28 protein-coding genes are annotated in these 23,949 nt (G+C 66.2%); 25 read left to right on the top strand and 3 right to left on the bottom strand.

Annotated elements, in window-relative coordinates; all coding sequences use genetic code 11:
- Positions 1 to 8 precede the first annotated feature (8 nt).
- From rplR to AC1DDA_RS10085, 13 genes are all read left to right on the top strand, one after another.
- Positions 9 to 371, top strand: coding sequence for a 50S ribosomal protein L18 (rplR, locus tag AC1DDA_RS10145; protein ID WP_441512840.1), 363 nt, complete (start codon positions 9 to 11; stop codon positions 369 to 371).
- 144 nt (positions 372 to 515) lie between these two features.
- Positions 516 to 1,079 carry a 30S ribosomal protein S5 gene (gene rpsE / locus AC1DDA_RS10140; RefSeq protein ID WP_262333094.1) on the top strand — a complete coding sequence of 188 codons (564 nt, stop codon included), beginning with the start codon at positions 516 to 518 and terminating at the stop codon, positions 1,077 to 1,079.
- A gap of 10 nt (positions 1,080 to 1,089) precedes the next feature.
- On the top strand, positions 1,090 to 1,284 hold the full coding sequence (gene rpmD / locus AC1DDA_RS10135; protein WP_441512839.1) for a 50S ribosomal protein L30: 195 nt from the start codon (positions 1,090 to 1,092) through the stop codon (positions 1,282 to 1,284).
- 12 nt (positions 1,285 to 1,296) lie between these two features.
- Complete coding sequence (rplO, locus tag AC1DDA_RS10130; protein ID WP_476795642.1) at positions 1,297 to 1,773, top strand: 50S ribosomal protein L15; 477 nt, start codon at positions 1,297 to 1,299, stop codon at positions 1,771 to 1,773.
- Between the two features lie 279 nt (positions 1,774 to 2,052).
- Positions 2,053 to 3,390: a preprotein translocase subunit SecY gene (gene secY / locus AC1DDA_RS10125; protein WP_441512837.1), complete on the top strand. Its 1,338-nt coding sequence runs from the start codon at positions 2,053 to 2,055 to the stop codon at positions 3,388 to 3,390.
- Positions 3,391 to 3,984: an adenylate kinase gene (locus AC1DDA_RS10120; protein WP_476795641.1), complete on the top strand. Its 594-nt coding sequence runs from the start codon at positions 3,391 to 3,393 to the stop codon at positions 3,982 to 3,984. It abuts the gene before it with no gap.
- A gap of 235 nt (positions 3,985 to 4,219) precedes the next feature.
- Positions 4,220 to 5,419 (top strand): ABC transporter substrate-binding protein, encoded by a 1,200-nt coding sequence (locus AC1DDA_RS10115; protein ID WP_476795640.1) that lies wholly within the window; start codon positions 4,220 to 4,222, stop codon positions 5,417 to 5,419.
- Positions 5,420 to 5,799: 380 nt separating this feature from the next.
- Positions 5,800 to 6,168, top strand: a complete 369-nt coding sequence (gene rpsM / locus AC1DDA_RS10110; RefSeq protein WP_112581136.1) for a 30S ribosomal protein S13 — start codon at positions 5,800 to 5,802, stop codon at positions 6,166 to 6,168.
- Between the two features lie 115 nt (positions 6,169 to 6,283).
- A complete protein-coding gene (gene rpsK / locus AC1DDA_RS10105) occupies positions 6,284 to 6,673 on the top strand; it encodes a 30S ribosomal protein S11 (protein WP_043237079.1) in 390 nt (129 codons plus the stop codon).
- 91 nt (positions 6,674 to 6,764) lie between these two features.
- A complete protein-coding gene (locus AC1DDA_RS10100) occupies positions 6,765 to 7,781 on the top strand; it encodes a DNA-directed RNA polymerase subunit alpha (RefSeq protein WP_441512835.1) in 1,017 nt (338 codons plus the stop codon).
- 114 nt (positions 7,782 to 7,895) lie between these two features.
- The gene (rplQ, locus tag AC1DDA_RS10095; RefSeq protein ID WP_441512834.1) at positions 7,896 to 8,312 is read left to right on the top strand and encodes a 50S ribosomal protein L17; all 417 of its coding nucleotides are present in this window, start codon (positions 7,896 to 7,898) and stop codon (positions 8,310 to 8,312) included.
- Between the two features lie 251 nt (positions 8,313 to 8,563).
- A complete protein-coding gene (locus AC1DDA_RS10090; RefSeq protein WP_441512833.1) occupies positions 8,564 to 10,003 on the top strand; it encodes a DegQ family serine endoprotease in 1,440 nt (479 codons plus the stop codon).
- Positions 10,000 to 11,310 (top strand): replication-associated recombination protein A, encoded by a 1,311-nt coding sequence (locus tag AC1DDA_RS10085; protein WP_476795639.1) that lies wholly within the window; start codon positions 10,000 to 10,002, stop codon positions 11,308 to 11,310. Before AC1DDA_RS10090 ends, AC1DDA_RS10085 begins: the two co-directional genes overlap by 4 nt.
- Before the next feature lie 39 nt (positions 11,311 to 11,349).
- On the opposite strand, the gene AC1DDA_RS10080 is transcribed toward AC1DDA_RS10085, so the two are convergent.
- Positions 11,350 to 11,724 carry a hypothetical protein gene (locus AC1DDA_RS10080; protein WP_476795638.1) on the bottom strand — a complete coding sequence of 125 codons (375 nt, stop codon included), beginning with the start codon at positions 11,722 to 11,724 and terminating at the stop codon, positions 11,350 to 11,352.
- A gap of 104 nt (positions 11,725 to 11,828) precedes the next feature.
- Here AC1DDA_RS10080 and crcB point away from each other — a divergent pair, with 104 nt between their 5' ends.
- The 9 genes from crcB to AC1DDA_RS10035 all read left to right on the top strand — a co-directional run bounded on the left by crcB (position 11,829) and on the right by AC1DDA_RS10035 (position 20,031).
- Positions 11,829 to 12,212 (top strand): fluoride efflux transporter CrcB, encoded by a 384-nt coding sequence (gene crcB, locus AC1DDA_RS10075; RefSeq protein ID WP_476795665.1) that lies wholly within the window; start codon positions 11,829 to 11,831, stop codon positions 12,210 to 12,212.
- Positions 12,149 to 13,423: an RluA family pseudouridine synthase gene (locus tag AC1DDA_RS10070; protein WP_476795664.1), complete on the top strand. Its 1,275-nt coding sequence runs from the start codon at positions 12,149 to 12,151 to the stop codon at positions 13,421 to 13,423. Before crcB ends, AC1DDA_RS10070 begins: the two co-directional genes overlap by 64 nt.
- Before the next feature lie 92 nt (positions 13,424 to 13,515).
- Positions 13,516 to 14,019, top strand: a complete 504-nt coding sequence (locus AC1DDA_RS10065) for a hypothetical protein (RefSeq protein ID WP_476795637.1) — start codon at positions 13,516 to 13,518, stop codon at positions 14,017 to 14,019.
- Positions 14,020 to 14,106: 87 nt separating this feature from the next.
- A complete protein-coding gene (locus tag AC1DDA_RS10060; protein ID WP_476795636.1) occupies positions 14,107 to 14,784 on the top strand; it encodes an HAD-IA family hydrolase in 678 nt (225 codons plus the stop codon).
- Between the two features lie 465 nt (positions 14,785 to 15,249).
- The gene (locus AC1DDA_RS10055; RefSeq protein WP_476795635.1) at positions 15,250 to 15,699 is read left to right on the top strand and encodes a hypothetical protein; all 450 of its coding nucleotides are present in this window, start codon (positions 15,250 to 15,252) and stop codon (positions 15,697 to 15,699) included.
- A 215-nt stretch (positions 15,700 to 15,914) separates the two neighbouring features.
- Entirely contained in the window at positions 15,915 to 17,915 is a 2,001-nt protein-coding gene (locus AC1DDA_RS10050) for an acetyl-CoA carboxylase biotin carboxylase subunit (RefSeq protein WP_441512826.1), read from the top strand.
- Between the two features lie 14 nt (positions 17,916 to 17,929).
- On the top strand, positions 17,930 to 18,550 hold the full coding sequence (locus AC1DDA_RS10045; RefSeq protein WP_441512825.1) for a glutathione S-transferase family protein: 621 nt from the start codon (positions 17,930 to 17,932) through the stop codon (positions 18,548 to 18,550).
- A gap of 51 nt (positions 18,551 to 18,601) precedes the next feature.
- The gene (locus AC1DDA_RS10040; RefSeq protein WP_441512824.1) at positions 18,602 to 19,105 is read left to right on the top strand and encodes a lysozyme inhibitor LprI family protein; all 504 of its coding nucleotides are present in this window, start codon (positions 18,602 to 18,604) and stop codon (positions 19,103 to 19,105) included.
- A 137-nt stretch (positions 19,106 to 19,242) separates the two neighbouring features.
- Positions 19,243 to 20,031: a YdcF family protein gene (locus AC1DDA_RS10035; RefSeq protein WP_476795634.1), complete on the top strand. Its 789-nt coding sequence runs from the start codon at positions 19,243 to 19,245 to the stop codon at positions 20,029 to 20,031.
- A 2-nt stretch (positions 20,032 to 20,033) separates the two neighbouring features.
- Here AC1DDA_RS10035 and AC1DDA_RS10030 read toward each other — a convergent pair whose 3' ends face one another.
- Together AC1DDA_RS10030 and AC1DDA_RS10025 are read right to left on the bottom strand one after the other, a co-directional pair.
- Entirely contained in the window at positions 20,034 to 20,303 is a 270-nt protein-coding gene (locus AC1DDA_RS10030) for a DUF3253 domain-containing protein (protein ID WP_476795633.1), read from the bottom strand.
- Positions 20,300 to 20,992, bottom strand: coding sequence for a DUF599 domain-containing protein (locus AC1DDA_RS10025; protein WP_441512821.1), 693 nt, complete (start codon positions 20,990 to 20,992; stop codon positions 20,300 to 20,302). The genes AC1DDA_RS10030 and AC1DDA_RS10025 overlap by 4 nt, the downstream gene beginning before the upstream one ends.
- 133 nt (positions 20,993 to 21,125) lie before the next feature.
- Here AC1DDA_RS10025 and AC1DDA_RS10020 point away from each other — a divergent pair, with 133 nt between their 5' ends.
- From AC1DDA_RS10020 to AC1DDA_RS10010, 3 genes are all read left to right on the top strand, one after another.
- Entirely contained in the window at positions 21,126 to 21,539 is a 414-nt protein-coding gene (locus AC1DDA_RS10020) for a rhodanese-like domain-containing protein (protein WP_441512820.1), read from the top strand.
- Positions 21,540 to 21,549: 10 nt separating this feature from the next.
- Positions 21,550 to 21,723 (top strand): hypothetical protein, encoded by a 174-nt coding sequence (locus AC1DDA_RS10015; RefSeq protein WP_476778736.1) that lies wholly within the window; start codon positions 21,550 to 21,552, stop codon positions 21,721 to 21,723.
- Between the two features lie 317 nt (positions 21,724 to 22,040).
- On the top strand, positions 22,041 to 23,834 hold the full coding sequence (locus tag AC1DDA_RS10010; protein WP_476795632.1) for an ABC transporter ATP-binding protein: 1,794 nt from the start codon (positions 22,041 to 22,043) through the stop codon (positions 23,832 to 23,834).
- Positions 23,835 to 23,949: the final 115 nt, after the last annotated feature.

The following is a 23,949-nucleotide window of genomic DNA, read 5'->3' as shown; positions in this document are numbered from 1 at the left end:
CGCCAGCCATGAGCAAGCAGAACGATGTGACTGCGCGCCGCAAGGCTCGCGTCCGCCGCGCGATCAAGGCGGTTGCCAACGGTCGCCCGCGCCTCTCGGTGCATCGCACCGGCAAGCAGATCTACGCCCAGGTCATCGACGACGTGAACGGGGTCACCCTCGCTTCGGCCTCGTCGCTCGACAAGGACGTGCGCGCCCAGATCAAGTCGGGCGCCAATGTCGAGGCGGCCGGCCAGATCGGCAAGATCGTCGCCGAGCGCGCGGTCAAGGCCGGCGTGACGGACGTGGTCTTCGATCGCGGTCCCTATATGTACCACGGCCGCGTCAAGGCGCTGGCCGATGCAGCCCGCGAGGGCGGCCTCAAGTTCTGAGGTTATCGGGTTTCGCCCGGTTCGGCGCTTGCGCCGGCCGGGCGGTATCCGTTTTCAGCTTCCCCCGCGCAATGAGGCACGGGGTTAGGCTCGAGCGAGCGGCGTGAGGCTCAGACCTTCGTCCGCGCAAGTAAGAGGAAAGACATGGCTAGAGAGCCGCGTGAGCGCCGGGATAGCGAGGATCGCGATTCCGAATTCGTGGATAAGCTCGTCCACATCAACCGCGTCGCCAAGGTGGTGAAGGGTGGTCGTCGCTTCGGCTTCGCTGCGCTCGTCGTCGTCGGCGACCAGAAGGGCCGCGTCGGCTTCGGCCACGGCAAGGCCCGTGAAGTTCCCGAGGCGATCCGCAAGGCGACGGAAGCCGCCAAGCGTGGCCTCGTCCGCATCCCGCTGCGCGAGGGCCGCACCCTCCATCACGACGTGCAGGGCCGCCACGGCGCCGGCAAGGTCGTGCTGCGCGCTGCTCCGGCTGGTACCGGCATCATCGCCGGCGGTCCGATGCGCGCCGTCTTCGAGGCGGTCGGCATGCAGGACGTCGTGTCGAAGTCGCTCGGCTCCTCCAACCCGTACAACCTCGTGCGCGCCACTTTCGACGCGCTGAAGAACGAGGACAGCCCGCGCTCGGTCGCGGCTCGTCGCTCGCTCAAGGTTTCGGCCCTGCAGACCCGTCGCCGCGATGCCGGCACGGATGCGGCCGCGGAAGCGTGAGGAGGGATTCATGGCAAAGGCTGAGAAGACCTTCACCGTCGAGCAGATCGGCTCCCCGATCCGCCGCGACGCCACCCAGCGCCAGACCCTCATCGGTCTCGGCCTGAACAAGATCCGCCGCCGCTCGACCCTCCAGGACACCCCCGCGGTGCGTGGCATGGTCGAGAAGGTCAAGCACCTCGTGCGCGTCGTCGACGCGAACTGAGGAGGGCGACACATGAAACTCAACGAGATTCGTGACAACGAAGGCGCTCTCAAGGAGCGCATCCGCGTCGGCCGTGGTATCGGCTCGGGCAAGGGCAAGACCGGCGGCCGTGGCGTGAAGGGTCAGACCTCGCGCGCCGGCGTCGCCATCAAGGGCTTCGAAGGCGGCCAGATGCCGCTCTATCGCCGCCTGCCGAAGCGCGGCTTCAACAACATGTTCGCCAAGGATCTGAACGAGGTCAACCTCGGTCGCATCCAGCAGGCCGTGGAAGCCGGGAAGCTCGATGCCAAGGGCGCCGTGACCATCGAGGCGCTGGTCGCCGCCGGTGTCATCACCCGCCAGGCCAAGGACGGCGTCAAGATCCTCGGCGTCGGCGAGCTCAAGACCAAGCTCGCTTTCGAGGTTGCCGGCGCGTCGAAGTCGGCCGTCGCTGCGATCGAGAAGGCCGGCGGCACGGTCAAGATTCTGGCTGCTGCTTCGCAGGCGTGATCCGCGAGCAGGATGCGAAAAAGTGGGAACCGGTTTTTCGCATGAATCCTGCTCTCGTTTTTTGATAAGAGACGGATTCAGCTTCCAGATGGAAACGCTTTGCGCTTCCATCTGGAACCATCCGGCTCTAGCGCCTACATGACGTTTGCGAACGGCGGCCGGGCCAACGCCCAGGCCGCCGTTCGACTGTTTGACGCAAAGCGCACGACCCGAAAACGCACCGCGAGCGCGGCAGGGGATGTGCTTCACTGACTGACTTGAGACCCAAGGACCGGACGCATGGCATCGGCGGCTGAACAGCTTGCGGCAAACCTCAATTTCGGGGCCTTCGCCAAGGCGGACGAACTCAAGAAGCGAATCTGGTTCACGCTGGGCGCGCTCGTCGTCTACCGGCTGGGCACCTACATCCCGCTGCCGGGCATGAACCCGGACGCGGTCGCCGATCTCTTCCGCCAGTCGCAGAGCGGCGTGCTCGGCATGTTCAACATGTTCTCCGGCGGTGCCGTCGGCCGCCTCGCCATTTTCGCGCTGGCGATCATGCCGTACATCTCGGCCTCGATCATCGTGCAGTTGCTGTCCAGCGTCATCCCGAGCTTCGAGGCGCTGAAGAAGGAAGGCGAGCAGGGCCGCAAGACCCTCAACCAGTACACCCGCTACCTGACGCTGGTGCTGGCGGTGTTCCAGGCCTATGCGATCGGCGTCGGCCTGCAGGGTTCGGGCAACCTCGTCCTCGAGCCCGGGCCGTTCTTCCTGCTCTCGACCACGCTCACGCTCGTCGGCGGCACCATGTTCCTGCTGTGGCTGGGCGAGCAGATCACCAGCCGCGGCATCGGCAACGGCACCTCGATGATCATCTTCGGGGGCATTATCGCCGAATTCCCGTCGCAGCTCGCCCAGACTCTCGAGCTCGGCCGCCAGGGCGCGATCTCGACCGGGCTGCTGCTCGGCATCCTGGTGATGGCGGTTTGCGTCATCGCCTTCTGCGTGTTCATGGAGCGCGCGCAGCGCCGCCTGCTGATCAACTATCCGAAGCGCCAGGTCGGCAACCGCATGTATGAGGGCCAGACCTCGTTCCTGCCGCTGAAGCTGAACACCTCGGGCGTCATTCCGCCGATCTTCGCCTCGTCGCTGCTGCTGCTGCCGACGACGGTCGCCAGCTTCTCGCAGGCCTCTGGCGGCACGGGCTTCCTGTCGATCATCGCGACCTATCTCGCCCATGGCCGGCCGCTGTTCATGGTCCTCTACGCAGCGCTGATCATCTTCTTCTGCTTCTTCTACACCGCGATCGTGTTCAACCCGGTCGAGACGGCTGATAACCTCAAGAAGCATGGCGGCTTCATGCCGGGCATCCGCCCGGGCGAGCGCACCGCCGAGCATATCGACCGCATCCTCAGCCGCATCACTGTTCTCGGCGCCGGGTATCTGACCATCGTCTGCCTTATCCCCGAGTTCATGATCACCTATGCTCAGATCCCGATCATCCTGCTGGGCGGCACTTCGCTGCTCATCGTGGTGACGACGACGATGGACACCGTGGCTCAAGTTCACGGACATCTGCTGGCCCATCAATATGAGGGGCTGGTCAAGAAGGCTAAATTGCGAGGAGCGAGGCGCTAAATGCGGTTGATTTTCCTGGGGCCGCCGGGGGCGGGGAAGGGCACTCAGGCGGCGCGCATCGTCGCGAAGCACGGCATTCCTCAACTGTCGACCGGCGACATGCTGCGCGCGGCAGTCGCGGCGGGCACGCCGATCGGTCAGAAGGCCAAGGCGGTGATGGACGCGGGCGGGCTGGTTTCGGACGATATCGTCATCGGCATCGTCGCTGATCGCATCGAGGAGCCGGACGCGAAGAAGGGCTTCATCCTCGACGGCTTTCCGCGCACGCTGGCGCAGGCCGAAGCGCTCGACCGGATGCTCGAGGGCAAAGGGCTTAAGCTCGACGCTGTGCTCGAACTCACGGTCGACCAGAGCAAGCTCGTGGACCGCATCGTCCGTCGCGCCGCAGAGGCGAGGGCGGCTGGCCAGCCGGTCCGCAAGGACGATGATCCGGAGGTCTTCAAGACCCGGCTTGAGGCGTATAACCGCGACACGGCGATTGTCGCGCCTTACTACGAGAAGCGTGGCCAGCTGACGGCGATCGACGGAATGCAGCCGATCGACAGCGTCTCGGAAGCGATCGCGAACGCGTTGTCGGTGGCCGCTCAGGGCTGATCCGCAAGCAGCGAAGAGAAATTCGAACCCGGATGGGCGATGCCCGTCCGGGTTTTTCGATTCCGGTGCGTTTTTGCGCGCCTGCCTTTGCCTTTTCTCGCTTCGCCCGTGCGTTGACAGGTGCCGGGCCGCCGGATGTGCTGGACACAAGTCGTGAAAAGCGGCGTGGAGCACCTTCGACCGGGAGGCGAAGCGACCTTCCAGTCCGGTCCGGTGCAGGACAGGGAGCAGGCGCATGACGAGGTGGGGTGCATTGCTGTTCGCGAGTACGCTGGCGCTGATGCCGGCGGCGGCGCGGGCGCAGGATGCGGTCAAGATCGGCATCCTCAACGACCAGTCGGGCAACTATGCCGAATTCGGCGGTCTCGGCTCGGTCGAGGCTGCGAAGCTGGCGATCGAGGACTTCGGTGGCTCCGTGCTCGGCAAGCCGATCGAGATCGTCGCGGCCGATCATCAGAACAAGCCCGACATTGCGGCCGGCCTGGCAAGGCGCTGGTACGATGCCGACGGGGTCACCGCGATCGCGGATCTGACCAATTCGGCTGTAGCGCTCGCCGTCGCGGGCATCGCCAAGGAACGGCAGAAGGTCGCGCTCTATAATGGGCCGGCGACGACGAGGCTGTTCAACGAGGACTGCTCGCCGACCGGCTTCATGTGGACTTTCGACACCGCGACCTCGGCCAAGGGCACGGCGCTGTCCGTCCTGCGCGAGGGCGGCAACAGCTGGTACATCATTGCCGCCGACTACGCCTTCGGCCATCAGCTCACAGCCGATATCGAGGCGATCGTCGCGGCCAATGGCGGCAAGACGCTGGGCACGGTGCGCGCACCTCTCGGATCGCCGGACTTCTCCTCCTTCCTGCTGCAGGCGCAGGCCTCAAAGGCCAAGATCGTCGCTTTCGCCAACGCGGGCACGGACACGATCAATTCGATCAAGCAGGCCGGTGAGTTCGGCCTGGTCGACGGCGGCCAGAAGCTCGCCGCCATGGTCGTGGTCCTCAGCGACGTCCACGGCCTCGGGCTCGACAAGGCCAAGGGGTTGATCACGACGACCGCCTATTACCATGACGCGGACAAGCCGAGCCGCGCCTTCGCCGACCGCTACATGGCGCGGACCAAGAAGATGCCGGGCATGATCCAGGCGAGCGTCTATTCCTCGGTGCTGCACTATCTCAAGGCGGTGAAGGCGGCGGGCACGGCCGCAGGCCCCGCAGTCGCGGCCAAGATGAAGGAGCTGCCGGTCGACGACTTCTACGCGCCCGGTGCAAAGGTCCGCGAGGACGGCCGGCTGATGAACGACATGCTGCTGGTTGAGGTGAAGGCGCCGGCCGATTCGAAGGCGCCGTGGGACTACTTCAAGGTCGTCCGCAGGATCCCCGCGGCCGAGATCATCGCCCCGCTTTCGGAGAGCAAATGCAATCTGGTGAAGAAGTAAGGGCGCACACCGGAAGCTGGGTCATTCTCGGGCGCAGCGAAGCGGAGACCCGAGAAACCCCTGGGAGAGGGGTTGCGAATCTCCTTCGTCACGAGATGCTCGGGCCAAGCCGAGCATGACGGCGAATATCCAGTCCAACCTCGATGCCAACAGTCTTGGCATGTTTCTTGGTTGCACCGGTTGACTCGGGACGGGCAACCCGTTAACGAGCCGCAATCCGGTTTCATGCGAGCGATGCCGTTGCCTTTGTGAAAGGGGACGACGTCGCGTTATGGCGTGGAGCCGTTCAACGTCCTGCATGAGCCGGCCTCCACCGGACGCGGGATTTTTCTCACCGCCGGGGTGCCATCGGGTGCTTCGGCCGACATGGAGATGAGACCATGGCTCGTATCGCGGGCGTTAACATTCCGACCGGCAAGCGCGTCGTCATCGGCCTTCAGTACATCCACGGCATTGGCGCGGCCAAGGCTCAGGAGATCGTCGAGAAGGTCGGCATCGCGCCCGAGCGCCGCGTCAACCAGCTGACCGACGCCGAAGTCCTGCAGATCCGCGAGACGATCGACCGCGACTATCTCGTCGAGGGCGATCTGCGCCGCGAGGTCTCGATGAACATCAAGCGCCTGATGGACCTCGGCTGCTATCGCGGCCTGCGTCATCGCCGCTCGCTGCCGGTTCGCGGTCAGCGCACGCACACCAACGCCCGTACCCGCAAGGGCAAGGCCAAGCCGATCGCCGGCAAGAAGAAGTGATTTCGGCGGGCCGCTTGTTCGGCCCGCTGTCTATACGCCGGCCGGTCCGCTCGCGGGCCGCCGGCATCCCCAGCGCCTGGCATGACGGGCGCGCCTGAAGGATGGAAGAAGAGATATGGCCAAGGAAGCCCAGCGCGTCCGTCGTCGCGAACGCAAGAACATCGTCTCCGGCGTCGCGCATGTGAACGCCTCGTTCAATAACACCATGATCACCATCACCGACGCGCAGGGCAACACGATCTCGTGGTCGTCGGCCGGCACGATGGGCTTCAAGGGCTCGCGCAAGTCGACCCCCTATGCTGCTCAGGTCGCCGCCGAAGATGCCGCCCGCAAGGCTGCCGAGCATGGCATGCGCACCCTCGAGGTCGAGGTGACCGGTCCGGGTTCGGGCCGCGAGTCGGCGCTGCGCGCGCTGCAGGCCGCGGGCTTCACCGTGACCTCGATCCGCGACGTCACGCCGATCCCGCACAATGGCTGCCGTCCGCGCAAGCGCCGTCGCGTCTGACGTCTGACCATTGCAAGAGGCGCCCGCAGGGGCGGGCGCCTGTCCGGGGCGGCGTAAGCCGCCAGATGAATTCAGCACCAGGAGTGCGGTCGTGATCAGCAAGAACTGGCAGGATCTTTCCAAGCCGAACAAGCTCGAAGTCAAGGTCGGAGACGACCCGAAGCGTCTGGCCACCGTGATCGCGCGTCCGCTCGAGCGCGGCTTCGGCATGACGCTCGGCAATGCGCTGCGTCGCGTGCTCCTGTCGTCGCTCCAGGGCGCGGCCGTCACCGCCGTCCAGATCGACGGCGTGCTGCACGAGTTCTCCTCGATCCCGGGCGTTCGCGAGGACGTCACCGATATCGTCCTCAACATCAAGGCCATCGCGGTCAAGATGCAGGGCGAGGGCCCGAAGCGCATGACACTGCGCAAGTCCGGCCCCGGCACCGTCACCGCCGGCGACATCAACACCATCGGCGACGTTTCGATCCTCAACCCGGACCTCGTGCTCTGCACGCTGGACGATGGGGCCGAGATCCGCATGGAGTTCACGGTCAACACCGGCAAGGGCTACGTTCCGGCCGAGCAGAACCGCCCCGAGGACGCGCCGATCGGCCTCATCCCGGTCGACAGCCTGTATTCGCCGGTCAAGAAGGTCTCCTACCGCGTCGAGAACACCCGCGAGGGCCAGAACCTCGACAAGGACGCGCTGACGCTGGCGATCGAGACCAATGGCTCGGTCTCGCCCGAGGACGCGCTGGCGCTCGCCGCCCGCATCCTGCAGGACCAGCTCGCCGTCTTCATCACCTTCGAGGAGCCGCGCAAGGAAGAGGCCGTCTCGACCGCGCCGCAGCTGCCCTTCAACCCGGCGCTGCTCAAGAAGGTCGACGAGCTCGAGCTCTCGGTCCGTTCGGCCAACTGCCTCAAGAACGACAACATCGTCTATATCGGCGACCTCATCCAGAAGTCCGAGGGCGAGATGCTGCGCACTCCGAACTTCGGCCGCAAGTCGCTGAACGAAATCAAGGAAGTGCTGGCGACCATGGGCCTGCATCTGGGCATGGACGTCCAGGGCTGGCCGCCGGAGAACATCGAAGAGCTGGCCAAGCGCTTCGAAGAGCACTACTGAGCCTCAACCGGCGCGGGAGGCATCCCGCGCCATCCCGCCCGGCTCATCCGAGCCGGAGCATAAGGAACGGCCGTTCCGTGGCACGGCGGCCGTAAGCAACGAAGGAGCCAAACAATGCGTCACGGTTTTCGCGGTCGTCGTTTCAACCGCTCGGCCGAGCATCGCCAGGCGATGTTCGCCAACATGGCTCAGGCCCTGATCAAGCACGAGCAGATCACCACCACCCTGCCGAAGGCCAAGGACCTGCGTCCGGTCGTCGAGAAGCTCATCACGCTCGGCAAGCGCGGCGACCTGCATGCCCGCCGCCAGGCGATCTCGCAGATCAAGGACGTCGAGCTCGTCGGCAAGCTCTTCGCGGTCCTCGGCCCGCGCTACAAGGAGCGCAACGGCGGCTATCTGCGCATCATGAAGGCCGGCTTCCGCTTCGGCGACAATGCCCCGATGGCGATCATCGAGTTCGTCGATCGCGACGTCGAGGCCAAGGGCAAGGATTCCGGCCCGGTCTTCACGGCGGAAGACGAGGCGGCCTGATCGGCCTCGCTCAAGCGAATCTCTGAAGAGGCGGCCTCCGGGCCGCCTCTTTTTTGTCTGCCTTGGCGGCGAAGCCGTCTTCGCCGCAACACTGCCCCGATCCTGGCGCTTCTCGGGAAAGGCAGGTTTGGCTCTTGTCGCCGGCGCGCGATTGCACGACATGTCGGTACGGAACCGGAGCGTCGCCGCGCGGTATAGCTCCGGAAGAATGCAGCACAGATGCCCCGGTGATGCGGGCCGTCAGGACGAGGATGAGCATGACCCATCGCTTTGCAGGTAGGCCGGCTTTGGCGGCAGCTGCTCTCGCCAGCGTCCTGATGGCCGGCGCCGCGACGCTGCCGGCTGTCGCCCAGCAGCGGCAGGTGCCCGAATCGCGCGAGCAGGTGACCTTGTCCTTCGCGCCGCTGGTGAAGCGCACGCAGGCCGCCGTCGTGAACGTCTACGGCGCCCGCGTCGAGAAGCGGCCGCAGAACGCCCTCATGGACGATCCCTTCTTCCGCCGCTTCTTCGGCGATGGCGGCTTCGGGGTGCCGCGGGAGCGGGTGCAGCGCTCGCTCGGATCGGGCGTGGTCGTCGATGCCGGCAACGGCCTCGTGGTGACCAACAACCACGTGATCGAGAATATGAGCGAGGTGAAGGTTGCCTTTGCCGACAAGCGCGAGGTCGAGGCCACGATCCTGCTGCGCGATCCGCGCACCGATCTTGCCGTTCTGAAGGTCGCCGACACCAAGAACCTGACCGCGATCGAACTCGCGGATACGGACGAGCTTCAGGTCGGCGATATCGTGCTCGCCATGGGCAATCCCTTCGGTGTCGGCCAGACGGTGACGCAGGGCATCGTCTCGGCGCTCGCCCGCACGCAGATCGGCGTGGGCGATGCCCAGTCCTTCATCCAGACGGATGCGGCGATCAATCCGGGTAATTCCGGCGGGGCGCTGATCGACATGAAGGGCCGTGTCGTCGGCATCAACACGGCGATCTATTCCCGCTCCGGCGGCAGTGTCGGCATCGGATTCGCGATTCCGTCCGCGATGGTGCGCCTCGTCGTCGACAGCGCCAAGGCCGGCGCCAAGACCGTGCGCCGCCCCTGGCTTGGGGCGCGCCTGCAGAGCCTGACCGCCGATGTCGCCGATGGCCTGGGATTGGACCGCCCGGCGGGCTCGGTCGTCGCCAGCATCGTCGAGAAGGGGCCGGCCGACCAGGCTGGGCTGCGCCGCTCGGACGTGATTCTCATGGTCGACGGGCTCGCGGTCGACGACCCCGAAGCCTTCGGCTACCGCTTCGCGACGCGCCCGATCGGCGGCTCGACGGTCCTCATGTTGCTCCGTGGCGGAAAGAAGATCGAGATTCCGGTCAAGCTCGTCGCGGCGCCTGAGACGCGTCCACGCGATACTGTGAAGCTGACGAGCCGCTCCCCGCTTTCGGGGTTGACGGTCGCGAACCTTTCACCGGCGCTGGCCGAGGAGTTGTCGATCGAGACGGGCAATGAGGGCGTCGTCGTCAGCGAGATCGAAGAAGGCAGCACGGCCGCGAATATCGGCTTCCAGAAGGGCGACATCATCATGGCGCTCAACGGCGAGCGCATGACCAATTCGCGTGAGATCGAGACGGCCCTCAAGGAGCGCAAGCGCGCCTGGGAGGTCACGATCACCCGCAACGGCCAGACGATCACCTCGGTCTTCCCGGGGTGAGCGACCTCTTCTCCGCCTCGGGGCTGGACAAGTCCGGCCCGCGCCCGCTCGCCGACCGCTTGCGGCCGACGACGCTTGCAGAGGTGGCCGGGCAGGAGCATCTGACCGGACCGGACGGTGCGCTGACGCGGCTCGTCGCCTCCGGCACGGTCGGCAGCCTGATCTTCTGGGGACCGCCCGGCACCGGCAAGACAACCGTGGCGCGGCTACTCGCCGGCCTCGTCGATCTCGGCTTCGAGCAGATCAGCGCGATCTTTTCGGGCGTCGCTGACCTCAAGAAGGTGTTCGAGGCGGCGCGCGGGCGCCGGCTCGGCGGCCGGGGCACTCTGCTCTTCGTCGACGAGATCCACCGCTTCAACCGCGCCCAGCTCGACGCCTTCCTGCCCGTTATGGAAGACGGCACGATCACGCTGATCGGCGCGACGACCGAAAACCCGTCCTTCGCGCTGAATGCGGCGTTGCTGTCGCGGGCGCGGGTGCTGACCTTCAAATCGCTGGACGAGGGCTCACTGCTCTTCCTGCTCGGCCGGGCGGAGGTGCTGGAGGGTAGGGAGCTGCCGCTGACGCCGGAGGCGCGGCTCGCGCTCGCGCGCTTCGCCGACGGCGACGGGCGCGCCGTGCTGACGCTGGCCGAGGAGATCTGGCGGGCGGCCAAGCCGGGCGAGATTCTTGACGAGCTCGGCCTTTCGGAGGTGATCCAGCGCCGGGCGCCGATCTACGACAAGGCGCAGGACGGCCACTACAATCTGATCTCGGCCTTGCATAAGACGATCAGGGGCTCGGATCCCGATGCCGCGCTGTATTATTTTGCTCGCATGCTCGATGCCGGCGAGGACCCGCGCTTCCTGGCGCGGCGGCTGGTGCGCATGGCGGTGGAGGATATCGGGCTCGCCGATCCGCAGGCGCTCCTCCATGCCCGGGCCGCGGCCGAGACCTATGAGCAGCTCGGCACGCCGGAAGGCGAACTCGCCCTCGCCAACTGCGTGATCTATCTGGCGACGGCGCCGAAATCGAACGCTGCCTATATGGCCTACAAGGCAGCGACGCGGGTGGCGAAGGACCGCGGTTCGCTGATGCCGCCGAAGACGATCCTCAACGCCCCGACCAAGCTGATGCGCGAGGAGGGCTACGGCGCCGACTACGCCTATGACCACGATCAGCCGGATGCGTTTTCAGGCCAGAACTACTGGCCCGATGCGCTCGGCCGCCAGCGCTTCTACGATCCGCCCGAGCGCGGCTTCGAGCGCGAGATCCGCAAGCGGCTGGAATACTGGGAGCGGCTGCGCGGGGAGCGCGGCGAGGACTGATCGTCGCCCGCAATGCGGAATGGGCTGGCGGATGACATCTCAGCTTCGGCAGTTGAATGGCAGGAAGGTGCCGGACATGCCGCTGTTCATCGCCATCAGCACCAGTTTGTTGGCAAGCTCGAGTTCCTCCTTGCTGCGGGCGCAGACCTCGGCGCGGATCTGGCAGTTCGAGGCGAGGAAAGCATCGTGGCCGGCCAGGAAGTCCGGGCCCAGCCCTTGCTTGCCTTGGCGATTCAAGGCCTGCTCGTAAGCCTTTCTGTAGCGGTTGCATTTTTCCGTCGGCCAGTCCGAAGCCGGGCTTTGCTGCGCCGCCGCGAAAGTGCCCCCGATGCTGAAGAAGACGAGCGCAGCCACTGCCCGCAGCAGTGACCGGTGCGCCTGTGCCGCGGCCGAATTCCGTCCATTCATCGTCATCGCCTCTGCCGCCTCGCGGCATCGAGGCGAGGCTTCCGCAGAAGCACAGTCAATTGCGGCGGATTTCGTTTGTGCGCGGCGGCGGCGCACTCTATTTCACAGGAATGACTTCCACCGCACTCGTCTTTCTGGGCGCCGGCATCGGCGGCGTGCTGCGCCATGGCGTGAACCTTGTCTCGCCGCGCTGGTTCGGCATGGATTTTCCATACGGGACCATGGCGATCAACATTCTCGGCTCGGCCCTGATGGGCGTGCTCGTCGGCTGGTTCGCCTTCCGGGCGGGCGAGGGGACGCCTCACGGATTGCGCCTGTTCCTGGCGACCGGCGTGCTCGGTGGATTCACGACCTTCTCGGCCTTCTCTCTCGATGCGGTGCTGCTCTGGGACCGCGGTGAGGCGATGGCGGCGATGGTGTATGTTTTGGGATCCGTGATGGTGTCGCTGGCGGCGCTGGTCGGCGGGCTTGCGGTGATGCGGGGGCTGTCATGAGGACAGGTGGCAAGGGGCCGGGCACCGGCCCCGGACGTGGCGGCAGGTCGCCGCGCGCGGCGGAGGCGCCGGGCGGCAAAAGGCCGAGCCATGACGCAAGGCGCCGCGCCGCCGCCCGGCCGGCCGAGGGCGAGGAGCGGGCTCAGCGCCCGGCCCGTGCGGCCGCCAAGCCGACGCGTGCCGAAGTCAAGGCCGAGACGGCGCAGGTGCTCTCGACCGGCGTGCAGCAGCTCGTGGTGACGCCGGACGAAAACGAGATGCGGATCGACCGCTTCCTCGAGACGCGCTTCCCGCAGCTCTCCTTCAGCCATATCCAGCGCATCGTCCGGAAGGGCGAGCTGCGCGTCGACGGCAAGCGCGCCGACAGCAAGGACCGGCTCAGCGAAGGGCAGACGGTGCGCATCCCGCCGTTGAAGCTGGAGCAGCAGGCAGAGCGGCCGCGCTCGGTCAAGGCCGATGCCGATACGATCGGCTTCCTGCGCTCGATCACGCTCTACGAGGATGACGACGTCATCGTGCTGAACAAGCCGGCGGGCCTGGCCGTGCAGGGCGGTTCCGGCACGACGCGCCATGTCGACGGCATGCTGGACGCGTTGACCGGCAAGGACGGGCAGAAGCCGCGCCTCGTCCACCGCCTCGATAAGGACACCGCCGGCTGCCTCGTCATCGCCAAGTCGCGCTTCGCCGCGGCGACGCTCGCCAAGACCTTCCGCTCGCGCTCGGCCCGCAAGGTCTACTGGGCGCTCGTCGCCGGCGTGCCGCGCGTTCGCCAGGGCCGGATCTCGACCTATCTCGCCCGCGAGGAGGCCTATGACGGCGATCAGCGCATGGCTGTCGCCAAGCATGGCGAGGACGGCGCGATGCACGCGGTGACCTATTACGCGGTGGTGGAGACGGCGGCGCAGAAACTGGCCTGGCTCTCGCTGAAGCCGGTGACCGGACGCACGCACCAGCTGCGCGCCCATGCGGCCCATATCGGCCATCCGATCGTCGGCGACCCCAAATACTTCAACATCCTGAACTGGGAGCTGCCCGGCGGCATCCAGAACAAGCTGCACCTGCTGGCGCGGCGGATCGTGCTGCCGCACCCGCGCGGCAAGGGCACGATCGACGTCAGCGCACCGATACCGCCGCATATGCGCCAGAGCTGGAACCTGCTCGGCTTCGACGACGCGCCCTACGATCCGATCGTGGAAGCGCCGGACGAATAGGGCGCTCCGCGAGGTGATGAAACGTAAGAGAACAGTTGCGGAACAAAATGCATTCTGTTCTAATTATGTTCTCGTCATCGGAAGGGAGTCCCATGCGTTCGCTTTTGATTGTTTCCGCGTTCCTTTTCGGTCTTGCCGGGGTCGCGCAAGCGCAGACGGCTGCGCCGACCAAGCCCGTGGCCCCGGCTGTCACGACTGCTGCTGCCACTGACCAGCCTATCCCGCAGGTGGAGCGCGCCAAGGCGCGGCAGGATTGCCTCTCCGAGAATGTCGCGCTCTCGGGAGACGATCTGCGCGCTGCCATGCGCCTGTGCCTACAGGCCAAGTTTCCAGGTGTGCGGCTCTACGCGCAGGACGGTGTCACCCGCGACGGCAAGCCGACGGCGGTCGCGGCGCGGGCCGCCTGCAAGGAGGAGGTCGACGGCCGCAATCTGCAGGGATCGGAGCGAGTCGCATCATTGACGGCCTGCTTCAACGCCAAGCGGCCCGATCTCGCCCAGCGTTCCGAATGCCGCAAGGAGGCGCGGGCAAAAGGGCTGGACGGAACCGATCTGCGCAAGGCTGTGGATGCCTGCGCACGGGAGGCAAAGGGCTGAGCCGGAGTGAGGCCGCATAGCCCGGTGGGACAATGCCATGACGGTGCTGCAATGGCTTGCAGCGCCCGGTTGCGCTAAAGCGCCGTCATGGATCTCATCATCTTCGATCTCGACGGCACGCTGATCAATTCCGAGGCGATCATCCTCGGGGCCCAGTACGAGGCGTTCCGGCGCTGCGGCCGGCTGCATCCGGGGCGCGAGGCGGGGCTCGGCATCGTCGGGCTGACGCTGGATATCGCGATGGCGCGCCTCGCCGGGCTCGACCAGCCCGACGATGTGCTCACCGAGACCTATCGCCAGGTCTTCGGTGCGATGCGCCAGCAGGCCGCGAGCGACCCGTCGCTGGATGAGCCGCTGTTTCCAGGCGTGGCGGAGACTCTTGCCGAGCTGAAGCGCCACACCGGGTTGAAGCTCGGCATCGCCACCGGCAAGTCGCGCAAGGGCGCGGAGTTCATCGTCGCCCGGCATGGCTGGGAGGGGCTGTTCGATACGGTGCAGTCGGCCGACGACGCACCTTCGAAGCCGCATCCCGGGATGATCCAGCGTGCGATGGCGGAGACTGGCGCTATGCCCACGCGCACGGCGATGGTCGGTGACAGCTCCTTCGATATCGAGATGGCGGTGGCGGCCGGCGTGGTGCCCGTCGCAGTCTCCTGGGGCTTCCAGCCGGTCGACCGGCTGGTCGCGCTCGGCGCCCGGCATGTGCTGGGCGAGTTCCCCGAACTGCCGGGAGCGCTGGGATTGCCGAAGACCGTCTCGGCCTAAAGCATCGGACCGAAAAGTGGAATCCACTTTTCGGAGAAATCCGATGCTCAAACAAAGAGATAGATCGCCATTTTGCGTCCGATAGGACGCATGGCGATCTAGCATCCGACCGGACGGCGGAAGCCGCTTTTCGGAGCGGCGCGGATACGCGACGGACATCCCGACGCGCCGACCCTGCGGAACCGCGCGTCCGCTCGCCCGCGGCAGCCGCGCCGGGACACCGGTAAGCCAGGAGCGTGCCAGGCCCGGCGCTTGATCGGGCGGCGACGATATCGCCGGCGGAGGCCCTGCCGGAACGGTTCCGGGCACGGCAGTAAGATCCTCGCAACCAAACCGACTCAGTTCTGTTTAACCTGAATAACCGTTCAGATTTGCGCGTTAACCACCTGATGCGGGAGGCGGGTGCATGGTGTTCCCACAACAGGAACGTACCGGCACAGAACAACGCCGGACAGGGGTTCAAGCATGATGGATCATGAGTTTCGTGAATTCGTCGATCGCGTGATGGATCGTCGCGCGATCGACGATGAAGACGTCAAGATGCTTCAGCGTAACATCTTGAACGACATCGTCGTGACGCGCGACATCATCGATGTCCTGGTGGCCCTCGACCGGGCCGTGGCGCAAAGCTGCAAGGCCTATGCGGATTACCTCGTGGCTGTCGTCGTCGACTTCGCCGTCTGGGAGAACCGCCCGACCGGCGTGATCGACCGCGACAAGGCGCATTGGCTGGTGACGACCCTCTCGGCCGGCGAGGGACCGACGGTGACGGCCCAGCGCATCGCCTTCGAGATCGCTCGCGAAGCCGAGCATTGCGACGAGGCGCTGCTTGCCTTCGCCTTCGCCAAGGGCGCAGCGAAGGAGGTCGCGCGGGTCGCTGCCGGCAGCACGACGCGGGCTCTGCTCGCGAACTGAGCTGCGCATCCGCGCACAACGGTCTGGCCTATCGCTCACCACGCGCTCGTCCAGGCGTGCGGTGAGCTATCTGTTTGTCAAAGCATCGGGCCGAAACGAGGCTTCCACCTGTCGGGCCGATGCGATTGCCGACTTTCGCATCGGTGGACGACGGTTGCGGCGTCCCATACACCCCGGCTATTGCAGTTTGGTCTGAAGCCGGGGGAATGCCGCGCATGTTCTCGAAGATCCTGATCGCGAACCGCGGCGAGATCGCCTGCCGTGTCATCAAGACGGCACGGCGCATGGGCATCAAGACGGTCGCCGTCTATTCGGATGCCGACCGCGACGCGCTGCATGTCGAGATGGCGGATGAAGCCGTGCATATCGGCGCGGCGCCCGCGGCGCAGTCCTATCTGCTGATCGACAGGATCATCGACGCCTGCAAGGCGACCGGCGCCGAGGCGGTGCATCCCGGCTACGGCTTCCTGTCCGAGCGCGAGGCCTTCGCTAGGGCGTTGAAGGACAACGGCATCGTCTTCATCGGCCCCAATCCCGGCGCCATCGCCGCGATGGGCGACAAGATCGAATCGAAGAAGGCGGCTGCTGCAGCCAAGGTTTCGACCGTTCCCGGCTTCCTCGGCATCATCGAGAACCCCGAGCACGCGGTGACCATCGCCGACGAGATCGGCTATCCCGTGATGATCAAGGCTTCGGCCGGCGGCGGCGGCAAGGGCATGCGCATCGCCCATTCCGCCGGCGAGGTCGCGGAAGGCTTTGCCCGCGCCAAGTCGGAGGCGGCATCCTCCTTCGGTGATGACCGCGTCTTCGTCGAGAAGTTCATCGTCGATCCCCGCCATATCGAGATCCAGGTTCTCGGCGACAAGCACGGCAACGTCATCTATCTCGGCGAGCGCGAATGCTCGATCCAGCGCCGCAACCAGAAGGTGCTGGAGGAGGCGCCGTCGCCGCTGCTCGACGAGGCCACCCGGCGCAAGATGGGCGAGCAGGCGGTCGCGCTGGCCAAGGCCGTGCACTACGATTCTGCTGGGACGGTCGAATTCGTCGCCGGCCAGGACAAGTCGTTCTATTTCCTCGAAATGAACACGCGCCTCCAGGTCGAGCATCCAGTGACGGAGATGGTCACCGGCATCGACCTCGTCGAGCAGATGATCCGTGTCGCGTATGGGGAAAAGCTGGCGATCAGCCAGGAGGATGTGAAGCTCGATGGCTGGGCGGTGGAGAGCCGCGTTTATGCCGAGGACCCGACCCGCAATTTCCTGCCTTCGACCGGCCGGCTCGTCACCTACCGGCCGCCGGCTGAGGGGCCGGACGGCGAGGCAACGGTGCGCAACGATACCGGCGTCTTCGAAGGCGGCGAGATCTCGATCTATTACGACCCGATGATCGCCAAGCTGGTTACGCATGCCCCGACCCGCGAGGCGGCGATCAAGGCGCAGGCGCGCGCGCTCGATGCCTTCGCCATCGACGGCATCCGCCACAACATCCCTTTCGTCGCGGCAGTGATGCAGCACCCGCGCTGGATCGCCGGCAATCTCTCGACCGGCTTCATCGCCGAGGAATTCCCGGAGGGCTTTTCACTCCCCGAGCCCAAGGGTGAGACAGCGCAGCGCATGGCCGCGATCGCGATCGCCTGCGACCACAAGCTGAACCAGCGCAAGCGCAATGTCTCGGCGCAGATGGAAGGCTGGCGCAAGGTCTCCTTCGAGCGGCAGCGCATCGTCCAGCTGGGCGCGGAGCGCTTCGAGGGCGAGGTCACGGAGCAGGGCGGAGCGGTGGTCATCGCTTTCCCGGACCGCAGCGTCAGCGTCGTCAGCGATTGGCGCCCGGGCGAGCCGGTCTGGCACGGCACGCTCGACGGGGTGAAGATCGCGGCGCAAGTCCGGCCGATCCTGAACGGCGTCTCGCTCGGCCATGCCGGCGCCTATGCCAACGCCCATGTCTATACGCAGCGCGAGGCCGAGCTCGCTGCGCTGATGCCGGAGAAGGTTGCGGCCGATACCGGCAAGTTCCTGCTGTGCCCGATGCCGGGCCTCGTCAAGGCGATTTCGGTCGTCGTCGGGCAGGAGGTCAAGGCGGGTGAGCCGCTCGCCATGGTCGAGGCAATGAAGATGGAAAACGTGCTGCGCGCCGAGAAGGACGTCACCATCGCCAAGATTCTGGCGAAGGAAGGCGACTCGCTCGCCGTCGATGCCGTCATCATGGAATTCGCCTGAGAGAGAGACGGGACATGCTGAAGATCTGGGGGCGGTTGAGCTCGATCAATGTCCAGAAGGTCGTCTGGGCGGCCGGCGAGGTGGGAAAGGCTTTCGAACGCATCGATGTGGGCGGGCCCTTCGGTGGGCTCGACACGCCGGAATATCGCGCGATGAACCCCAACCGCCAGATCCCCGTCCTGGAGGACGGCGACTTCCACCTGTGGGAGTCGAACAGCATCGTGCGCTATCTGGCGGCGCGCTACGGCGCCGCGGATATTTGGGAAGCGGACGTCGTGCGGCGGGCTGAGGCCGAGCGCTGGATGGACTGGATGCTGTCCGAGCTGCAGCCGGCGCTGGCGCCGGTGCTCTGGGGCGTGGTGCGGAAGGCACCGGGCTATACCGATCCCAAGGTCATCGCCGAGGGCATGAAGCGGGCCGAGGCGCTGATGACGATCCTCGAAGCGCAGCTGGCGGACAAGCCGTTCCTGTCAGGCGAGCGCTTCGGCGTTGCCGATATTACCGTCGGTTGTGGCGCGCATCGCTGGTTCAACATGCCGGTCGAGCGGGCCGAGCGGCCGGTGGTGCGTCGCTGGTACGAGGCGCTCTTTGCTCGGCCGGCAGCTCAGGCGGCGCTCCCATTGCCGATCACGTGAGGCGTTACCGCGGTGCTTGATCCGCGCCGCAGCCCTGTCATGATGCCCTGCATGAACGCTCTGCGCGCCGCTCTGCTGTTATGTTCGCTCGGCGCGGCCAGCGCGGCTGTGGCGCAGGACGCGCCGAGGCCGCGCGGCGACCTGTTGTCCCTGGCGGGCTGCCTGCGCGACAATGGAGCGTCGCCTTCGGCCTGTATCGGAACCGTAGCCATCGCCTGTGTCCGTGCGGCCAGCAGTAATCCCCGCGGAGCCGAAGCAGCCTGTGCCCGGCGCGAGGAAGCGGTCTGGCGCGAACGTCTGACGCTCGCGTTGCAGGTGAGCGGTCGCTCGCTCGATGCGGGCCAGCGCAGCCGGCTTGCTGCCGTGCAACTCGCCTGGGAAAGTTATGTCTCGCAGAAATGCGCGCTCTATGGCGCCAGCCAGCGCGAGGAACTGCAGGCCGGGCGGCAGGCGGGTTGCGAGCTGCGCGAGGTCGCCGAGCGCGCCATCGAGCTGGCCAAGGGGCTTCCGCAGGCGGGGCGCCAGCCGCAATCGCCGCCGCAGATCATCCGCTAGGCAGATCGCCCGTGGCCGTCGTGACCATCGGGCGGCGGATGGTGGCGATCCGAAAGCGCTGGAGTGCCGCGTCCGCCTGCGACTATAGGGTGGAGGGCGGTGGTTGTCCGCCATCCGCCTGAAGCCGCGAGCCAGCAATGTTCTTCGTCCTGTCCAAACTGGTCTGGTTCGTCTTCTCGCCGGTCAATTTCGTCATCCTGCTTGCGGGCGTTTCGGCACTGCTCGCCTTCACCCGTTTTGCCCGTCCGGCGAGGTGGCTCGGGCTCCTGTCGGTGGTTGCGCTCGGGCTGATGGCTTTCAGCCCGCTGTCGCGGAGCATCGTCCGGCCGCTGGAGGACCGCTTCCCGCAGCAGCAGGCGGCGAAGGGGCCGGTGACCGGCATCGTCGTCCTCGGTGGCGCAGTCGGTGTGGCGCGGGGCGATGCGGTGCTGAATTCAGCGGGTGCGCGCATGACCAAGGCGGTGGAACTCGCCAGGCTTCATCCCGAGGCCAAGGTGGTTTTCACGGGCGGCTCAGCCAACCTGCTATCGGAAGCGACAACGACGGAAGCGGACGGGGCCAAATTGCTGTTCGAGGGCCTCGGACTCGATCCAAAGCGGCTCATTCTCGAGGATAAGTCGCGCAATACCCGCGAAAATGCGTCATTCACCCGCCGTCTCGTCGATCCGAAGCCGGGCGAGCGCTGGCTTCTGGTGACGTCAGCCTGGCATATGCCGCGCGCGATGGGCGTTGTCCGGAGCGCGAACTTTCCGGTCGAGGCCTTTCCGGTCGACTACTGGACCAAGGGCGAGCCCGACGACTTCATCCGGCCCTATAGCCGTGCGCACAGGGCTCTGGAGATTTCCGATAACGGCTTCAAGGAATGGGTCGGGCTCGTCGCCTATCGGCTGGCGGGCTATACCGACGCGCTCTTTCCGGCGCCGTGAACTCAGATGTCGTCGGCGGGGAGCGTCAGCCTGTAGACGCCACGGAAATCGTCGGGGTCGACCGGCCGCCCCTTGCGGGTGATGACGAGCTGGCCTTCCTTCATCAGCTTCACCGCGGCGCGCCGCACCGGCTGCATCAGCGGCCCCCAATCGTCGGGGTGATCGCTGCCGAGGGTGCGGGCCACGTCCATGGGGGAAACCGTCCGTCCCGGTCCCTGCTGCGTCAGCAGCGAAAGAATCGCCCGCTCGATCGCCTCTGCTTCGAAGGTCATTGCTGGCTCGGATAGTTGAAGACGCGGGCGGCGTCGGAGGCGAACTGGCGGCGATACATCGCCACGAGCACGGCGCCGGTGAAGGCGAGGAAGGTGACCGGCCCAAGGAACCAGCCGAGATAGGCGAGCGCGAAGAAGAAGGCGCGCTGGCCGCGGTTGAAGTGGCGGCCAGCAGCGATGTTCATCTCGATCGCCTCATGCACGGCATGAGCCTTCGCGACCGCGTTGGGTTCGTCCTTTGGCGGCAGGGCGCCGAGCAGGATGACGCAGTAGTTGAACAGCCGGTAGCTCCAGGCGAATTTGAAGAAGGCGTAGCCGAAGACGCCGGCAAGCCCGATCACCTTCATCTCCCAGACCGCGCGCAGCGTGACCGGCACGAAGGGGAGATCGGAAAAGATTGCGACGACACGGTCGGTCGACTGCAGCAGGGCGAGCGTGCCGCCGATCGCGATCAGCGAGGTCGAGGCGAAGAAGGCCGTGCCGTTTTGCAGGCCGTTCATTACCTGGGTGTCGACAATGCGATTGTCGCGCGCCATCGATTCGTTGATCCAGCGGGCGCGGCGCAGGTTCATCCGCATATTCAGCGTCTTGCCCGCGTGCGGGCCGAGTTCGACGGCATAGTGATAGCCGACCCAGGAGGCGGCGAAGAACGCCAGGGCGATCACGTCCAGATTGCTGAAACCGAGCATGCCATCGCTCTGCCACTTCACTTGCCAAACAGGCAAGCAGCTTGTGCCGAGGCCGCGCCGACGACAAGAGACAGTGCATTGACGCTGCGGCGGCAAGCCGCCACGGTGCGCGCGGAATCGGGAGGGCGCAGCGATGCCGCAGACCATCACGAAGGGCTACAAGGCCCTGGTCGCAGAAGCTGAGAGCAAGGTCGAGACGTTGTCGATCGAGGCGGCGCAGGCACTCCACGGCCGCGACGACGTGGTCTTCGTCGATCTGCGCGATCCACGCGAGCTGGAGCGGGAAGGGCGCATGCCCGGTGCCTTCCATTGCCCGCGCGGCATGCTCGAATTCTGGATCGACCCGGAAAGCCCCTATGCCAAGCCGGTCTTCCAGGAAGACAAGCGCTTCGTCTTCTTCTGCGGCGGCGGCTGGCGTTCGGCGCTGGCGGCAAAGACAGCGCAGGAGATGGGGCTGAAGCCGGTCGCCCATGTCGCCGGCGGTTTCTCGGCCTGGAAGAAGGCGGGTGCGCCGGTCGAGACCTCTGCCGCCGACCGGAAGGGCTGAGTCTCGAGCCTTGTCCCATATCGTCATCGTTCTGCTGGTTGCGGCTTTTATCTTCCGCAAGCCGCTCGGAAAGCTGCTCGCGCGACAATTTCCGAATCGCGGCAAGCGCCAGCAGGTGCTGGCGACGATCATCGCCGCTTTTCTTCTGGTGATCGCAGCCCGGCTCCTCGCGCTGTTCTGGTGACGGCCCGGCGCCCGTTTTGAAATGGGCGAGGGTGCCCCGTGCGGCCGGCGCATGGGAGGGCGGCTTGCGCCATGCCTACAAATCAGGCATCTTGGCGGTCTGGCTCCAACTCAAGAAAGGGAGGGCTGAATGGTAATCGTCACCACCGCTGTCACTCCCATGCGACCACCTAAACACTAGGTCGGTCTTGCACGAGGCCCGCCAACCGGCGGTCTCCTGAGCCTTTTCCAGACTATTTTCTTTCATTGCCGGAGTCGGCGCGCGTCGTCGTCTCCGCCTGATCCGGAGTCGGTGCCGCCTCGGTGCCGAATGACGCTATGTCTCTTGATAATCAAACCGGGCGGCGGGAGCCGTTCCGGGCCGTTCTCGGCTTCACTTTCCGTCATTGGGCGCGTCAGCCCGGGCAGGTCGCCTGGGTCGCGGGCGTCACCGTGGTCGCTACGCTCGCCGAGCTGTTCACGCCGGTCTATGCCGGCCGTCTCGTCGATGCGGTGGCGACAGGCGTCGACGCTGCCGATGCGGCGCTGTGGGCCTTGGCGGCGATGATGGTGCTCGCCGCGGTCACCGTGTTCGGGCGGCACTTCGCCTATATCGGCATCACCACCATGACGCTGCGCACGATGCGCGACGTGGCGCAGGAGGCGTTCGCGCGCCTGCAGCGCTTCTCGACCGACTGGCACGCCAATAACTTTGCCGGCTCAACTGTCCGCAAGATCACGCGCGGCATGTGGGCGCTCGACCTGCTCAGCGACACCGTCCTGATCGCGCTCCTGCCGTCGCTCGTCATCCTGCTCGGCATGACGGCGCTGCTGGCCTGGCATTGGCCGGTGATGGGGCTTGTCGTGGCGCTGGGAGCATTGGCCTATATCGGGTTGACGCTCGGGCTCTCGCTGCGCTTCGTCGCGCCGGCAGCGCGGCTGGGCAATGCCTGGGACACCCGCCTTGGCGGTGCGCTAGCGGACGCCATCACCTGCAACCCGGTGGTAAAGGCCTATGGGGCGGAGGCGCGCGAGGATTATCGCCTCGCCGCCGTGATGGCGAAATGGAGCCGCCGGACGGAGCGCGCCTGGGTGCGCGGCACCTGGTCCGGCACCGGGCAGCTCATCGTGCTGCTGTTCCTGCGGGCTGCGGTGATCGGCCTCGTGATCTGGCTCTGGCTGAACGGGCAGGCGAGCGCGGGCGATGTAGCCTTCGTGCTGACGGCCTATGCGGTTGTGCATGGCTATTTGCGCGACGTCGGGCAGCACGTCCACAACCTGCAGCGTTCGGTCAACGACATGGAGGAGCTCGTCTGGATGCACGATCTTCCCTATGGCGTGCCGGACCGGAAAGGCGCGGTGGAGATAGGCGTGACGGCGGGTGAGATCGCCTTCGAGGACGTGACCTTCCACTATGGAGGCCATCACGATCCGCTCTACCGCGACTTCTCGCTGACCATCCGTGGCGGCGAGAAGGTCGGCCTCGTCGGCCGTTCCGGATCCGGCAAGACGACTTTCGTCAAGCTGGTGCAGCGGCTCTACGACGTCACCGCGGGCTGCATCGCGATCGATGGGCAGGACATCGCCGATGTCACGCAGGATAGCCTGCGCCGGCAGATCGCGATCGTGCAGCAGGAGCCGGTGCTGTTCCACCGCTCGCTGGCGGAGAACATCGCCTATGGACGGCCTGGCGCCAGCCAAGCCCAGATCGAGCAGGCGGCGCGGCTCGCCAACGCGCATGACTTCATCATGCGCCTGCCCAAGGGGTACGCCACGCTCGTCGGCGAGCGCGGCATCAAGCTCTCGGGCGGCGAGCGCCAGCGCGTCGCGCTGGCCCGCGCCTTCCTGGCCGATGCGCCGATCCTGATCCTGGACGAGGCGACCTCGAGCCTCGATTCGGAATCGGAGGCGCTGATCCAGCAGGCTATCGAGCGCCTGATGGAAGGCCGCACCACGATCGTGATCGCGCACCGTCTCTCGACTGTGCGGGCCATGGACCGCATCCTGGTCTTCGATCGCGGCCAGGTGGTCGAGGAGGGGCCGCACGAGGCTCTGCTGACCCGCGAAGACGGCGCCTATCGGGCGCTGTTCGAGAAGCAGGTCAGCGAATTGGCGAAGGGGCTGGCGGAGTAGCCGCCGCCGGTTCCCTGGCGTCAGGGTCGGGCTTGTCCCGACCATCCACGTCTTCGCTGGCGAGTGTCGCGTTCAAGACGTGGAAACCAGTGTCAACCGAGCGGCCACGAGCTCG

Source organism: Allobosea sp. 10N428 (genome assembly GCF_056394545.1).
The sequence above is the reverse complement of the archived record's forward strand: the minus strand, read 5'-3'. Positions and strand labels throughout refer to the sequence as shown.